We start from the raw sequence: 15,462 nt of genomic DNA, 5'->3' as shown, positions 1-15,462 counted from the left end.
TGGCGGGGTTGGGAAGTTAAAGTTATTTTTCCATTACTACTATCTTGTTTGAGATATTGCTCACAGGCTTTATCTTTTTAAGAAGCTTGAATATTGGGATAAAATCCGCCATTCCCTCGGCGAGGCTGTGGTCTTCAATGTGGCGGAAGTTCGGGATAAGCTTTGCAAGCTCTTTGCCGTCCTTGACGCCCCATGTGAATTTGGCTTTGCTGCCCTCGATCGACTTTTCTTTCATACGCTTTACCATAGTGGGGCTCATTGTCTCGACCAATACTGTGACGTGTTCAAAGCGTTTGTTTATGACGTCAAATATCTCCTTTACGTCCTTTTCTGAGAGGTACATAGTCAGACCCTCGATGATGACGATAGCAGGGGCATCGTGCTCGGTTATTTCTCCGCTCCAATCGTCCATTGCGGACATTGCTATCTGGGATATCTCGCCTGATTCAGGGAGAAGCTTTTCTCTCACGGCGATAGTTTCGGGCAGGTCAAGGTTATACCAATGGGAATAGCCGTTCATTCTGTAACAGCGTGTATCAAGTCCGCAGGCGATATTCACCACCACTGCGCCCTTGTTTTTTGCAAGATACTTGTTCGCAAGCTTATCGAGGACTATTGTCCTTGCCACAACGCCACTGTGCATTGCTGAGTCCTTATCGGCAAGTGAAAAATCATAGTTTATCTTATCTATTATCTCCACGGCTTTTGTATCTTTTATCGCACCCCTTGTTTTGGTTTCCTTTGCACGGGCGTAAACAGTTTGAAGCATAGTTTCAGGCACGCCTGAAAGCTTTGGTTTTTCATTCATATCCATTTCTTCTTCCTCCTGTGGTGTTATTGAGATAGTTACAACTAACTTGTTCTTTTTTATGATAGCATATTGAGGGGGAAATGTCAATAGAGGTGGGGCGGATAGGGGCGTTGGGGCAGAAAAATACCGATACAGAGGGGCTGTATCGGTGGATAATTATTTAAGAAAAGAATGACTAAATGGAAGTATTCTATATCTTCTTTATTGGAAGCCTAATGACAGTTTTCCATTTTTCAGGGACAACTCTCCTTGCATCTGAGAGATAAATTTCATGGTGTAACCTTGTCTTAGTTATGTCATTGACATATCCGTTTTTTTCTAGATATTCATCAATTAGAGCAATAGTAGCTGGTTCATCATCAAACGAACCCAAGTGCATTATTTGAACACATAATCCCTCGTCAATTGTCATTAGCTCTGCTGACGAACAATCTAACTTTTTCTTTTTAGTTGCTGTTTCAACTGCCCATTCAAAGTCTTTTTGAGTTATAAATTCAGGTAAACGGATAACAGATATCCAATTGAATGATGCCTTATCAGTATAGTCTATACCGTCTATGCCGTCCTGCCACCAAAAACCCTCAAGTGGTGGAACTACATATTCAAAAAATCCTTCAATTTTATGATCTGTTTTATAACTCATTTTCAGTGTATAGGCAACAGCATATAGCACACTAATTGCTTGTTGATATGCTCCACATACTTCATTTGGGTCGCCTTTTCCTCTGATTGCAATATAATTTGCTTTAGGAACAGTTACAATTTCTGGCTTGTTTTTAGGCATATAAAATTCTTTATACTCTTTCTTAAAATCAAAAGCCATGATTACCTCCATAAAATATAATCTATAAATACGCTTTAATACGGCATAACCTCCGTTTTGTCCTCGTCGGTTATGTTATTAGAACAAGTATATCACATTTTGAAGTAATTTTCAATGGGCTGGTTTATTTTGTCAACATAAAACTCACTGTCAGTTTCAAAGCAGTATGCGCACAGACGTCCACCTGAGGCACAGCCACAGTCTATGGCTATGTGTCCGTTGGCTTTGTATGCTTCGGGTCTGCCGTGGTTTGGGATATTGGCTGTAGGGGTGTGACCTGTCACAAGGAAAGTATTCGGGTCTCTGAAATAGCGTTTTGAATAGTCGGCACGCTCCCAGATAAGCTGGTGGAGGGTATATTCATCAAGGGGCTTATCCTCGCTAAAGCCCCCAAGACCTGCATGGGTGAGGACAAAACGTTTGCCGTTTATGGTAATATCCTCATACATTGAGAAGCTTTTGAGAAACTCCATGAAGTCCATGCGGTCGGCTTTGGAGAGGGAGATAAATTCGCTGAAAGTGGGTTTGCCTCCGCTGGTGAGCCAATCTATCAGGTCTAGCCGTTCGTCTTTTGTAAGCTTGCTCACGTCATTTTTTATGAGGTGGCGGAGATTGATATAGGCAAGGTGTTCGTGGTTGCCGAACAGCGGGATAACATTATCACGAGTCATGATGTCGTTATAGATCTCCATAGGCTTTTCGCCCCTGTCGCAGATATCACCTAGGATATAGAGGGTATCGTCCTCAGAGAAGCCTATTTTTTCGAGAAGCTTAATATACTCCTCATAACAGCCGTGGATATCAGATATTGCATATGTCATAAAAGCACCTCGCTGGGTTTTGGGTCGGGTTTCTTGTCTATTCTATTATAGCATACTTAGGGGTAAAATTGGGGAGGTTTGAAAAAAATTTTTACCCATTGGCATAGAGTTCGCTTCAAGCTGTATAATGGGGGTAAGCTCATGGAACTCTTTTGGCTTATGTTATCTGAGTGAACCCTTGGTGCTTATAGGCGTTGTCACCACCGCAAGGTCTGCCACGCTGCTTTTCAGTGTGGCGAGAGCCTGTGGTGTTGTGTGGCCATTATTTTTATAATAATTTAACTGTACCTTTATAAACTGAAATTTGTCGAACGAAAGAAAGGTTTTTGTTGTTTACTGATCATGTAAAATCATTGTTCAAATATGCAAGCGTACTTTGGATCTTCTGTAATTAACTTCTTTTCCTTCTCTGGAAAGGAAGTCGCAGTCTTTACTAAAAAGCTTGGCTCACATACAATTACTTTATGACCTGACGGATTTACAGATTTCAACAGTGATGAAGTAAAATGCTCATCGTTATTCTCATCATTTATGCTCTTATTATTCCGTTCTTCCCATCTTTTGGATTGTTTAATTTTCCATTGTTCAAATTTAATATATTGCTCAAACGCTGAATCAAAACAGTCCATTGCAACTTTATGATCTCCGATATTATTTGCGATTTTGACGCATCTCATATCTATAAAACATAAGTCACTGTGAAATCCATGGCATTCAGTACCTACTATTTTATCAAACAACTGTCGAGTCAATAAAAGAAGCTCCAATCCTTCTCGACTATTATTCAGTTCATTATTACACACTATCGCTTCATCAAGTGATTTTTGAAAAGCATGAAGAAGCTCTAACACTGCGTCTCCACGATATTGTTCAGCCCTTTTCTTATCATTTATACTGCCGATACTCCCTAAATTCCCCAGCAGAACTTGTCTGCACAATTCAAGGTCGGGCTGTTCAGATGCTTTCTGCTCGGCTTTTTCATATTTACCAAGGCAGGAATATACGGATAATAACGGAATGATACACGATTGGTCATGAGACAATAATTTCTCATACAGTTTAGCGGCTTCTTCCCAAAAGATATTTGGCTCTTTGCCTTTATTTTTCCAACCTTGCTTATGTAAAGCACAAGCAAGCTTGGTCTTAAAATCCACTCTGTCTGGAAACTCTTCAAGCCCTCTACGCATTAGGGCAATACACTCTGTCATATCATCGTTATTATTTATCAGCCATTGAGCCTTATCATTATATTCCTGAATAATTCTGTTCCTGTCATTATTATAGCCAAACAATTCATCGATCGATATATGGAAATAGTTAGCTATCGATGGGATCATCTCCATGTCCGGATAACCGCCATTTGCCTCCCACCTTGAAATGGCTTGTGGCGTAACACCTAAGGCGGTGGCTAGGTCCTCTTGCTTCCTTCCTGTCACCTTTCGCAGTTCTTTTATTTTCTCACCAATTTTTACTTGCATTTAAATACCTCCGAATTATTTTATCACCGGTGTACGCTAATTATAGCATAGAGATAAACCCAGGTCAATTATCAATTCGTTGTTTCGTACTCAATGGTTCGTTGCTTTATAAAAACGTCCAAGTGGGCAACATCTCCCGACTTTGCCACTGAAAAATGATAAAAGGGACAGAATAAGTAGCTGTCCAAAAATTGTTACCACAAATCTTAAAAAATATGGTATAATATTAGAAATACAGTTTGGAGGTGTGATTATGGAATCTGGAAAAAACAACAGAAACGAGGAAATGCTTGACGATTATATAGGCTACAAGCTGGCAACAGAAAACAGCTCTCAGCATAGCTCGTTCAATCTCAAAGGAATCGTTGTCGCTGTGTTGATCATCATAGGGATAGCCATGATCTATGATGCCCTGCGTCCAAAATGCGCACACTCCGGCTGTGACAATACTCCTGAAGAAGGCAGCAGCTACTGTTTGATACATGACCCTAAGTATTACAATAATAACAGCTATACTTCAGTATTCACAACTGCTACAACATCACGTCCGAAAACCACTACAGCAAGTAGTTCAGCTACCAGAGCCACCCGTAAGAATACCAATAAAACCTCAACCAGTAAATCTGCTGAGTATGATGCTCATGATTATGACGACCCAGAGGATCTCTATGAGGATCACTATGATGATTTCTATGACTACGAGGATGCAGAGGATTATTGGGAGGAGAATAATTGACCCTTTTTTCATACAAGAAAAAGCACAAATGCAAAAGACGTTCCACTTGGATAAAATGAAACGTCTTTTGTTTGATAATAGTTTTATCGTAGTCCTATAAACAGGAAAATGTAATGTCTACACGACAGACGGATAAGTCTGTGAGATATTGTCCCGTATATTCTACTTCTTAAAATCTCTGGGACTGCACCTGTAGGCTTCTTTAAAGGCTTTTGAAAAATAGCTGTGATCGTCAAAGCCGCAAAGCCCACAGATAGCATTTATCGAGTCAGATGTGTTTTTTATCATATATGCCGCATTGCGCAGACGATAATTTTTTAGATATTCAAACGGCGACTGTCCTGTTATGTTCTTAAAACACCTCAGCACTTCGCTTTTGCTGACAAATGCCGCTGACGCCAGTTATAGGTAATGGAGAATAGTCTTAATAGGAAAGTGTATATCAATATAGTTTTTTATGTGGGTTCGGTATAGCTTTAGCTATGACTAAGATTTTAAGTACAACACCTAAATGACCTGTCCGTAATTATCCTAGCGAAGATAAGCCCCAAAGGCAGAGCTAGTATTATCAGCAGAGCAGACGCAAGCCATGACGCAGATGTTTCAAGGGACATGACGCCCAAATTATAGAAAGCCTTGTAAAGATATAATCCCGGAACCATTATGACTATGGACGGAACGGTGATGGATATTCTCGGATAGCCCACATACTTTTTCAGCAGCGAGGCGAGTATGCCTGCGGTGAATGCCCCCACAAACGCAGCAGCTGCCGGAGGAAATGAAACAAGGTCAACAAGTTCCAATCTCAGAGTGTTTGCAAGTGCACCTATAACTGCCGCAGAGGCTGCAAGCTTGACAGGGCTGTTGAACATAACGGAAAATCCGAAAACCCCGCAGAAACTTGCCGCAAGTCTGAACAGTATGAACTGCCATAAGGTAAGGTGCAGAGGCAAAAAGTCCATTGGCGTAAGGTGCAGGATAAGTGCCATTAACCACGCCGTCATTGTGGCTACAATTATAATGATGAGGGCGTAGGTCAGCCGCTCGATGCCTGAACGCATATCGAGCTTTGAAAGGTCTATGCCGCTTGTGATGAACGGAAAACCAGGTATAATAAAAAGCATTGCACATATGTAGCCTGCCTCATGCTGCATTTTTATATTGAAAAGTATTTTCGCAAGTTCAAACAGCCCTGCATATGATAGGCACGCCGCCGATACTGAGGCAACTATTCCAAGCACAAGGGTAAGGTGGTGCTTTGTGAATTTGCTCCGCACATAATTGCCAATGCCTGCACCGAAAAATGCACATATCATCTCGGTCAGTCCACCGCCAAGCAGGAATGTGAACGCTCCGCAGGCAAGTGCCGCCGCAAGGCCCAAAACAGGCGGCGAGTAAAGTCCGTGTATCTTTTCGATATCGTCAAGTTCATTGTGGACCTGTTCGCAAGTCAAACTATCGCAGCGGCTGACAAAATCGTTGATGAAAATTTCAAGACGTGTTAGCTTTGAATTGTTTACTCCCGTGTTAGTAAGGCAAAGAGACTGCGAAAAGCAAGCCTCGCCGTCAAAACAGGTGTAGTTTATGGACATAAGCCCGATATCTGCTGTGCAGGTCAGTCCCATACATTCCGACATGGTGTTCATGGAACTTCTCACACGCCACGCTCCCGTTCCGCAGGAGAGAAACATCATTCCCACCCTGCCTATAACAGAGGCTTTTTCTTTTAGGCTCGCCTTTGATACTGGCTCGTCCTTTTCGGCGTCTGTGAAATCGTGCCATGGGATATCCATGTGATTTTTCTTAACTATAGTTTGTGACATTCAGTATCACTTCCGTTTTTAAAGATCAAGGCTGTCTGAGCCTGCTTTTTTCATCATTTCCTCACGGCAGGCAAGCACAATGCCGTCTATCTCGCTGAGGTGCATGAGCATTTTCTTTTCAAACTGATGAACAGGCAGTAAAACGCCGATCTCATCAAATGATTTTCCAGCCTTTTCGCCTGTTTCTTGTCCGTAATAGACCATTGCAGTTGGGGCAGTCTGCTGTATCTTGTGGAAAGTATTCCATATAACATCATAGGTCTGAGCCTCGGAAAGTCCAAGCTTTACAGTGTCAGGCAGGGCGTAAAGTATAAGCACGCCACGTCTTTTGTCAACACGCTTTTCCTTAATGTTCATTCCGTCGGTATAGACCCTCATAAGGTCATATCCGTCTGCAAGATAAAGCTTTGAACGTGGTGCACAGCTGTGGTTTTTGTACACATCACGAAATTTTTCGAACTCATGCTTTGTGACAAGCTTTTTCTTTTCTTCAATGACATCGCCTTCAGGGGTCGTAAGGAGTTCAGGATTTTTTCCGGCTTTTCCGTGAAAACGCTTTGGTATAAGGTAAGCCTCTCTCAGCAGATCGAAAAGACTTCTTCCACAAAGCTCCAGCAGAAGTGCACTTATATCACCGTTCGTATATGCGGTCAAAAGCACCTGCACAAGATGTTTTGGGTCAGGATCGGTCTGCATATCGTCGTCACTAAGGTGATCGTAAAGCACGCTGCTGAGCCTTTCGCAAGCTCCTTCCGATGCCATTATCCTTGAAAAAAACTGTTCGACTTCATTTTCTTTTGGCAAAACTGTTGGCATATTATTATCTCCTTTCATATATGTCATATCTCAGCATTTGCAAACATATTACACTTTTTCAGTATCATTTTTTGTATCTCTGTAGCGGCGGCATTGAGTTTTTTGTCTGCATTTTCTGCAAGAACGATGCTCCTCTTTGGAAACTCTTCATCAGTTTTCAGAATATAAACATCGCCGCTTTGTGCCATTGGTTCAGGTATAAGACCTATGCCAAGGTTGCTTTTCACAAGCGGCATTATCTGATCGGCAGTTGCGACCTCTATATCCGGCTGAAAATCTATTCCATGCTGGAAAAAGAAATCGGAATAGAAATCATATGTCCTTGTGTTTCGGTTAAGTGATATTATAGGGTGGCTGCAAAGTTCCTCAAGAGTGAGCGTTCGCTTTGCAAGATCCTTTAGCTTTGTGCTGCATATGATAAGTTCACGGAACTCTCTGAGCTTATGAAAATTCAGCGAGCCCTCTGTGCTTATCGGCGTTGTTACCACAGCGAGGTTTGCAATGCCGCTTTTGAGAGCAGTCAGTGCCTGAGGGGTTGAATGGTTCAGCAGCTTTATTTTTATTCCCGGATATCTTTCATGGAACTCATTGAGAAGTGGCAGCATAACGCCGTGAAGTGCGGTCTCCGTCACACTTATGGTGACAGTTCCGCTTTGCAGGTCGTTGGCTTTTGAGATCTCATCTTCGCCCTCTGTAATAAGTTCCACCGCCTTTGAGATGTGCTCGTAAAGTATCTCTCCCTCAGGGGTAAGCGTGACGCCGTTTTTCATTCGATTGAAAAGCGTGCAGCCAAGTTCTCCTTCGAGTATTTTTATCACTCTTGTGATATTAGGCTGATTTGTGAGCAGCACTTTTGCCGTTCTTGAAAAGCTGCGGTTCTTTGCGGCATAATAAAATATCTTATAATATTCGTAATTTATATTCACTTTATCACTTTCTTGCTATATCAATATTTTATATCTTGCATATAAATTATATATTTGACTTATATATCTGAGATAATTATAATGGAAAAAGGAGAAAATTAAAGTGTATAAAAATATTTTTCTTGTTAATTTTTTATGAAGGAATATGATAAAATGATGTTACGATCAAGAAAACAAATGTCTGAAACCAATATGCTCATGATACTTCTGACCATATCAGGGGGCTTGCAGGACGCATATTCGTATTTTGTGCGAGGTGAAGTTTTTTCAAATGCACAGACGGGAAACATTGTGCTTATGAGCACATATGTCGCAAAAGGCAACTGGCACAGGGCGTTGCACTATCTTATACCTGTGCTGGCGTTTGCAATGGGGATTTTCATAGCCGAGCGTCTGCACGCACGTTTCAAGGACGTGGGATTTATACATTGGCGGCAGATAATAGTTTTCACGGAAATGGTGCTGCTTTGCATTGTGGGGTTTATACCGCTTGGCGGTTCATACGATTTTGTTGCGAATGCACTTTCATCATGTGCCTGTGCAATGCAGGTGCAATCGTTCAGGAAAGTAAATAGTTATCCATACGCAAGCACGATGTGCATAGGAAATATGAGAAGTGCAATGGAATCCATAAGTGCATACATGAGGATAGGGGACAAGTCGCTGCTTAGGAAATCGCTGCAATATTTTCTTACGATATTCGTATTTGCCTGCGGTGCAGGAATAGGCGGAGCATATTCATTATACATAGGCAATGAGTTTATATGGATATCTTGTGCATTGCTGCTTATATGCTTTGTGCTTATGTTTATAAAGAGTGAGAATGATATGATGAGGGAGGATATGTAGGGCACATTTCGATTAGTATTGTATTATAAAGGTCAAAAGCCGCAAGGTCAGACAGCCTTTTTGCTGGTTTGACTTTGCGGCTTTGATTTTGATATAATGAATAAAATAGTTGCAGACGAGGTAGACAGACACCTTGTAAATGTGGAGGAGCGTAGAATTATGATCGACAAAAAATATTATGAAAAAGCGGCAAGGTACGTTGGGACGAGGCTATGACAGATGTGATTTTTATTTTTATAGGGATAAATGATTTTGTGAGGGAAATTGAAAAATTTTTTCGCTGCCCCCTTGGACAAACCTGATTTTATGTAGTATAATTATATAAAAAACAGGAGGAAAAGCTATGTCAAACTTAACGATCAGATTTTATTCAAATTGCCTGCGGAGATATACCACGTTTAAAATGTACCTGCCATGTGACATAAGGCAGGACTGGGGGCAGACAGATACGAAATACTCGGAAAACAGCACCAAAACGCTTTTCTTGCTGCATGGTTTTACAGGTGACGCAGAAAGCTGGGTGCCTGAATATCTTTCGGACAAGTATAATTTTGCGGTAGTTATCCCCTCGGGCGAAAATTCTTTTTGGCTGGACGGACGCTCGACTGGTCATCAGTTCTGCAAATTCGTCGGCGAGGAGCTTGTGGACTATGTAAGACGAGTTTTCAGACTTGCGAAAGACGGCAGTGAAACATACATTATGGGTCTTTCAATGGGCGGATTTGGTGCGCTTCATACAGCATTTGCATATCCGGAAACCTTTGGCAAGGTTGCTGCATTATCTTCGGCTCTTATCGTACACGAAGTCGCAGGAATGTCAGAGGGGCAGGGCAACGATGTGGCGAATTATGAATATTACAGAGAATGTTTCGGCGAAACCTCTGAGGTGCTTAACAGCAGGAACAATCCCGAATTTCTTATAGACGAACTTCAGCGAGAGGGCAAAAATATCCCAGATATATTTATGTGCTGCGGTACAGAAGATTTCCTGCTTGAAAACAACCGTGATCTTCACCAATTTCTTGAAAGCAGAAACGTTTCTCACGAGTATTTTGAAAGCAAAGGCAACCACGATATGATGTTTTGGAGTGAGTATGCTGAAAAGGCGGTCAAGTGGATGTTTGAGGAGAAGTAAGAGCGGTGATGTCTTTGCGGTTTCTTATGTGATAATATGAAACACAAGAAACCTCATACAAACTGCACAATATAAAAATACCCTTTGAGAAAGGGATTTCTCCTATCTCAAAGGGCAGGTTGGGAAACTGGAATCTGTCGTATTAGAGATACCAAACCAATCCATTTTCTGTTGCCTGAATCATTGCCCCCTTCGGTACCTTTCGCAATATGATTAAAACATCCATATAATCGGGTGCTGGAGAAATTAGTCCCATAAACGAAGGAACTACACATATTGTCATCAACCACTTCATTGAAATCGGGCAGACCACGAAAACAGCAAGAAAGATTATCCCCGGAATCAAAGGTGCCAATGACATCATTATATATCGTCCTCTGCTAAGTGCTGCTGAGGATGCAGCATATGCTCTCAACTGTTTTAGAGATACTCCTATATAAACTTTTGCCCCCTTTGGATAACTTATAGCATGAAGAAATTCATGTAACGGCATCGCAACAAAAAAGCCAATAATAAATGACAGCGGCATAAGCCATAAATTAAATATAAATTCATCTGATTGCGCCTTTTTTGTAAAAATTGCAACAAAGCATACAATACAAGGGATAATCATGTATGGAATTGATGCTTTAATTATGTCATCTGGTCTGTCAATTAGAACTGCATTTTCAGGAATGCTTTTTTCTTCAATCTCTCTGTCCCACGGCTGCTTACCGTCCCAAACGTTTTCCCAGTTTTTATTGCCATCCCATATTATCTGCGCCATTTTAATATCCTCCACAAATTCCGATTTGTATTTCCATTCATTTTAGAAAATGGGCAATCCCGATTGGAATTGCCCATTAATTCTAATAATTATCTTACTATGTTTACTCCAACGTCTTCATCGTAGGGAATTCTTCGACTGGGCTTTCATGTCCCTTCAAATCTTTGCAAATGCTGATATATTGCTGTTTTTGAAGAAAGTTAGAGCGGCATATGTTATCATAGGCTGGCACCTTATAGGGATAGTTGGTGCGTGTTTGGTGCGAGATGATAAAATAAAAAGCGAGACATAATTTGCTTTTAACTATACTAACTACTAAGAGCGGTACTTCTCTGTGTAACTACACTTTCAATGTACTGCATCCAATCTGGAGCCTCAAGATTATCACGTTCAGTTTCGCATTGAAGTATTAGGTCTCTCAGATGTTCAGGGCATGCTTGTTTACTTTCAAACATTGAAACAAAATGTCTACGAAACTGTTCCAAAGAAAGAGGAACAATATCCAGCCTCTGTTTTTCGTCATTTTTGGTATACCATATTCCATGTCGAAATGTTTCAACCGTATTGGTATCAATTCTTATAGCAAGAAAAAGTCCATATACCGGCTTGTCATATTTCAATACTGCATCTGATACATGACGACGAACAGGTTCACCTTCCATTGCCTCCTGTCTAGACGATGTAGACATTGTAACTTCTGTAAGTATCATGAATTTATCAAATTCGCAATAAAGATCACCTTTTCCTCCTCCTGCTGCTGTTACGGGCAAAAAATCCGAATCAAGTTTGAACCCACGGACTTCATACGGTTTATTTATCATGTGATCTATCGCAAGTGCAGCTCTCCAAAGTGTCCACTCAAAATATGCAGGAGTTTCGTCTTTCGGTATTTCAATAGCGTTATCTTCATCGTAGACGAGCTTTCCACCACCTTTTATCAATAGCGACATATAGTCGGCTATTTCTTTCCACTGGTTACGCTGATCGTTAGCGTACTGTATTTCGTTTGTTTTGGCAAGTGTATCTTCCAAACGCTGTCTTGCAATATTGATCTCGGCAGAAGTGTTAAGCGAAAGATCAGAAATATCGTATACAATATGCCGTTTCTTCATCTGCTTTTTGAGATCTTCAAGTAGAGTTTTAGCTACATCGATGTTATCCGTCGGCAGTGGAGCACCAGAACAAAGCTTTTTATATGCTTCCATAAGCGGTTCTGATGTTGCTGTACTTTTAGCGAGTTTCTCTGCAAGCAGGTGTTTCGCAGGTATAATCATAATACCTCTGCCCTTACGCTGAAACATACCTGAAATACGCAGATAGCGCATATTCATATCACAGTAATCAGTGAAATTGTCGGATTTCTTATCGTAATACTTGCCGCGCTCTTTGATTTCGTTTTTATCAAAAGTACGCTTTGCAGGTGCTTTCGCTCTGCGCTGTCTGAGATCAAGAATGTGATCAACAACCTCTGAGAGATCATAGCTCGGATTAGTGGTATGTCCCCACAGGGCAAACTCAATACGGCTCATTTCTGTAGAGCCAGTCCGCTTCTCCAATTCCAGCATGATAGCAAGCATCCAGCGGAGCGGAGAGAAGTATGTTGTTTTATCAGGCATTTCAAACTGCTCAACGCTCATTGCTCTGAGAAAACATTCCTGAACCGCAGGAAAAGTATCAGCTTTCAGAAATGTTCTGCCGAACGGAGTTATCTCATCCATAGCTCCGAGATCGTCCTGATTGCCGTCCTTTTTGCCGACTTGTGGATAGATATAGCCGTTCTTCGCAAACATCAAACGCCATTTACGGGCATGACTGCCTGATTCGTCCTTGCCGCTTTCATTTTGAATAATGCCCTCTTTATTCAGCAGATTCATAAAGCCGATTTCATTATCTCTACCGTGTAGTTTGCCGACAAAGGCAGATTTGGCATATACTGCAAGACCTTCCTGTATTCTGTTAGGATTTCTCAGACCTGTATTACCAACGAGCCAAATCTTTATGTTTTCTTCCATAACTTATTCTCCTATCAATACCCTACAAATAGGTATTCCTGAACAGAGTTTCTATGTGTTTTTGCATCAGCCTGATTGCCGAACGCATATTTATAGTCTACGGGAACCACTTCGACGTGTTCTTTGTATTTCTTCATCAAAGCTACCATATCCTCTTGTGTAGGCAGGCTGTTTGAAGAATATGATACTATAAGGATACTGTCGGCGAATTTGATGAACAGTTTATCAAAAGCATTGTATGCACCGTCTTTTGTTGAGAAAGGTGTAGGATATGATTTGAATTTCTTTGTTTTTGTATGCTCTTGTATCTCTACGCCTTTCCAGTCACGGGCAAGTCCTTCAATAAAATGGTATCTGCGTACATATTCATTATCCGACAGTGGTGAATAGTATGGGGGATCTATATAAACAAGATCGGGATTGATACCTGTCAAAGCCATAGCATCACCGTTTACGGACTTGTTAGCTTTATTATTATCAAAGACAGCATTATTAACAGCTTCTACTGCTTCAAGAAACTGCTGAGAAAGTGATTTCTGCAAGTCTTTTCGACCGTCATCATATCTATGCCCCGTATATGTAAATATGCCGCGAGGTCTTTTCTTTGTGCAGGCACGAATAAGAGCTGTCATTGCGATAGCTTTCTTATACTGATCTTCTATCGCTGCTATGTTTGTGCGAAGTATATCAATCAGTTCGTTTTCCTCATCTGTATAATACAAATCCTTAAATGTATTCGATACGAAATGATCTACATCACATTGCTGTATCAAGAGCTTTTCAGCTTCTTCCATCGGAAGTGTAACAGTATTATTTTCAACCATAGCTTTCGTAAACGTTGCCGACATAGCCATATAATCATTGCTGATTACTGTTTTGCCGTGAGATTTGAACATATATCCAACAATTCCAGAACCGGAAAAAAGATCGACAGCCGTATCAAACTCAAAGCGTGAAGCTACATTCCATATCTCACCGAGCAGCTTTCTCTTAGAACCCATAAATCTCGTCGGAGGATATAACGATACCTGATCGGATAGAGGTTCACCTTTAGGAGCCTTTTTCTTTTCAGGCGGTATTGTAACAATTACATCTTCACCCTTTCGGGTATCACCATGACAGGAGATATGTCTCTTAGTTTGGATAACCTCTATCTTATACTGCTCATAAAGCTGATGAACAAGAGGATGATTGGAATTAGTGAGTATCACATAACAACCACGTTCATGAAGTGTACCGATCATCTTTGCCAGCTCAATATGATCGTCCTCATAAAACTGTTCTTTGGTATATCTCTTAAAATCTGAGTTTTCGGATATGGGAAGATATGGTGGATCCAAAAATACAAAATCTCCTGGCTGAGCATAGTGTTCAAGTACAAGGGTGTAATCACCGCAAAGAATATCTGCCTTTCTCAGTGCTTCAGAAGCAAGACTAAGTGCGTCAATATCGCATATTTTTGGATTCTTATACTTTCCAAACGGAGTATTGAACTGTCCATTTCTGTTTACACGGTATAAGCCATTAAAACAAGTTTTATTCAGATATATTGTTCTGGCAGCGGCTTCGGCTTTCGGCAGTGTCTGCCAATTGAGAGAACGAACCTCATAGAACATCTCACTTGTATTTTCATATTTCTGCAAGCACTCGATAACATCATCAACATGATGTGCAACCTGAAGATACATATTTATCAGTTCAGGATTGCTGTCGGCTATGATAGCATTATCAGGCTTCAAAGAAAAGAATAAAGCTCCGCCGCCAAAAAAAGGCTCTATATATCTGCCGTATGTTTTCGGAACTCTCGGCATAAGCTCGCCAAGCATCTGCGTCTTACCGCCAGCCCATTTCAAAATAGGCTTTGCAGCAGGAGCTTTCATTGTTTTAACGCTCATCACTCTGCATCCTTTCGACAGCCGTTTCTGGCACCATTTCCATAATATCTCCTATATCGCATTGCAGAGCATTGCATATCTTTACAAGCACACTTGTTGTAATATTATCATTCTTACCGAGCTTTGCCATAGAAGCATGACTAATGCCTGCCGCTAAACAAAGATCTTTTTTTTTCATATCTTTATCTATCAGTATTTTCCACAGCTTTTTATAACTGACTGCCATGAGCTTTTTCTCCAATTCTAAATTTATATTATCGTGTTGCAGAATAAAAATCTGCAAACGCTGAACTGTATTTATTGTATCATATATAAAACATTTTTTCAAGTATCATATGTTGATTAAAAATAAAATTTTACAGTAATAAAGTGTATAGATTTCACTTTCTATAGTCAAATTTGTGATTGAACGTTTGTGCATTGCAAACATCATTATGGACACTATGAAAAATTTTCTCCGTGGAAAGCAATCTCGTTTGCACGAAAAATTATCAAAAAAAATCACAGCCCCTTCCCAAGCTGTGATTCCTTTTCAACTCAATACTCCTCCGCCAACAGCAGCGTAATATGA

At 40.8% G+C, this 15,462-nt stretch carries 15 protein-coding genes; 3 read left to right on the top strand and 12 right to left on the bottom strand.

Annotated elements, in window-relative coordinates:
* Positions 1 to 22: 22 nt before the first annotated feature.
* The 4 genes from AB5Z01_RS03180 to AB5Z01_RS03165 all read right to left on the bottom strand — a co-directional run bounded on the left by AB5Z01_RS03180 (position 23) and on the right by AB5Z01_RS03165 (position 3,933).
* A complete protein-coding gene (locus AB5Z01_RS03180) occupies positions 23 to 814 on the bottom strand; it encodes a class I SAM-dependent methyltransferase (RefSeq protein WP_332009240.1) in 792 nt (263 codons plus the stop codon).
* Between the two features lie 187 nt (positions 815 to 1,001).
* Positions 1,002 to 1,634, bottom strand: a complete 633-nt coding sequence (locus AB5Z01_RS03175) for a GyrI-like domain-containing protein (protein ID WP_278339601.1) — start codon at positions 1,632 to 1,634, stop codon at positions 1,002 to 1,004.
* 92 nt (positions 1,635 to 1,726) lie between these two features.
* Positions 1,727 to 2,455, bottom strand: a complete 729-nt coding sequence (locus AB5Z01_RS03170) for a metallophosphoesterase (RefSeq protein ID WP_287216384.1) — start codon at positions 2,453 to 2,455, stop codon at positions 1,727 to 1,729.
* Between the two features lie 350 nt (positions 2,456 to 2,805).
* Positions 2,806 to 3,933: a helix-turn-helix transcriptional regulator gene (locus AB5Z01_RS03165; RefSeq protein ID WP_287216382.1), complete on the bottom strand. Its 1,128-nt coding sequence runs from the start codon at positions 3,931 to 3,933 to the stop codon at positions 2,806 to 2,808.
* A gap of 253 nt (positions 3,934 to 4,186) precedes the next feature.
* Between AB5Z01_RS03165 and AB5Z01_RS03160 the strand changes: the two genes are divergently transcribed.
* Positions 4,187 to 4,669 carry a hypothetical protein gene (locus AB5Z01_RS03160; RefSeq protein ID WP_287216380.1) on the top strand — a complete coding sequence of 161 codons (483 nt, stop codon included), beginning with the start codon at positions 4,187 to 4,189 and terminating at the stop codon, positions 4,667 to 4,669.
* 162 nt (positions 4,670 to 4,831) lie between these two features.
* Here AB5Z01_RS03160 and AB5Z01_RS03155 read toward each other — a convergent pair whose 3' ends face one another.
* From AB5Z01_RS03155 to AB5Z01_RS03140, 4 genes are all read right to left on the bottom strand, one after another.
* Positions 4,832 to 5,071 carry a helix-turn-helix transcriptional regulator gene (locus AB5Z01_RS03155; protein ID WP_353805460.1) on the bottom strand — a complete coding sequence of 80 codons (240 nt, stop codon included), beginning with the start codon at positions 5,069 to 5,071 and terminating at the stop codon, positions 4,832 to 4,834.
* 92 nt (positions 5,072 to 5,163) lie between these two features.
* Positions 5,164 to 6,492 carry a threonine/serine exporter ThrE family protein gene (locus tag AB5Z01_RS03150; RefSeq protein ID WP_117859224.1) on the bottom strand — a complete coding sequence of 443 codons (1,329 nt, stop codon included), beginning with the start codon at positions 6,490 to 6,492 and terminating at the stop codon, positions 5,164 to 5,166.
* Between the two features lie 18 nt (positions 6,493 to 6,510).
* A complete protein-coding gene (locus AB5Z01_RS03145; RefSeq protein ID WP_022288239.1) occupies positions 6,511 to 7,308 on the bottom strand; it encodes a DUF4866 domain-containing protein in 798 nt (265 codons plus the stop codon).
* Between the two features lie 23 nt (positions 7,309 to 7,331).
* Positions 7,332 to 8,234, bottom strand: a complete 903-nt coding sequence (locus AB5Z01_RS03140) for a LysR family transcriptional regulator (protein WP_022288240.1) — start codon at positions 8,232 to 8,234, stop codon at positions 7,332 to 7,334.
* Positions 8,235 to 8,387: 153 nt separating this feature from the next.
* Between AB5Z01_RS03140 and AB5Z01_RS03135 the strand changes: the two genes are divergently transcribed.
* Both AB5Z01_RS03135 and AB5Z01_RS03130 read left to right on the top strand, forming a co-directional pair.
* Entirely contained in the window at positions 8,388 to 9,083 is a 696-nt protein-coding gene (locus AB5Z01_RS03135) for a YoaK family protein (protein ID WP_022288241.1), read from the top strand.
* A 343-nt stretch (positions 9,084 to 9,426) separates the two neighbouring features.
* Positions 9,427 to 10,218 carry an alpha/beta hydrolase family protein gene (locus AB5Z01_RS03130; RefSeq protein WP_278645803.1) on the top strand — a complete coding sequence of 264 codons (792 nt, stop codon included), beginning with the start codon at positions 9,427 to 9,429 and terminating at the stop codon, positions 10,216 to 10,218.
* Positions 10,219 to 10,360: 142 nt separating this feature from the next.
* Here AB5Z01_RS03130 and AB5Z01_RS03125 read toward each other — a convergent pair whose 3' ends face one another.
* The 4 genes from AB5Z01_RS03125 to AB5Z01_RS03110 form a co-directional block, all read right to left on the bottom strand.
* Positions 10,361 to 10,984, bottom strand: coding sequence for a DUF3267 domain-containing protein (locus AB5Z01_RS03125; protein WP_024739139.1), 624 nt, complete (start codon positions 10,982 to 10,984; stop codon positions 10,361 to 10,363).
* 308 nt (positions 10,985 to 11,292) lie between these two features.
* Entirely contained in the window at positions 11,293 to 12,996 is a 1,704-nt protein-coding gene (locus AB5Z01_RS03120; protein ID WP_195221040.1) for an AlwI family type II restriction endonuclease, read from the bottom strand.
* A 14-nt stretch (positions 12,997 to 13,010) separates the two neighbouring features.
* Positions 13,011 to 14,891 (bottom strand): Dam family site-specific DNA-(adenine-N6)-methyltransferase, encoded by a 1,881-nt coding sequence (locus AB5Z01_RS03115; RefSeq protein WP_195221039.1) that lies wholly within the window; start codon positions 14,889 to 14,891, stop codon positions 13,011 to 13,013.
* Positions 14,881 to 15,117: a helix-turn-helix transcriptional regulator gene (locus AB5Z01_RS03110; RefSeq protein WP_332009233.1), complete on the bottom strand. Its 237-nt coding sequence runs from the start codon at positions 15,115 to 15,117 to the stop codon at positions 14,881 to 14,883. The genes AB5Z01_RS03115 and AB5Z01_RS03110 overlap by 11 nt, the downstream gene beginning before the upstream one ends.
* Between the last annotated feature and the right edge of the window lie 345 nt (positions 15,118 to 15,462).

It is taken from the genome of Ruminococcus sp. RTP21359st1_H3_RTP21359_211015 (genome assembly GCF_040909065.1).
GTDB lineage: Bacteria > Bacillota > Clostridia > Oscillospirales > Ruminococcaceae > Hominimerdicola > Hominimerdicola aceti.
Note: the sequence above shows the minus strand (reverse complement) of the source record. Positions and strands in the feature narration are given on the sequence as shown.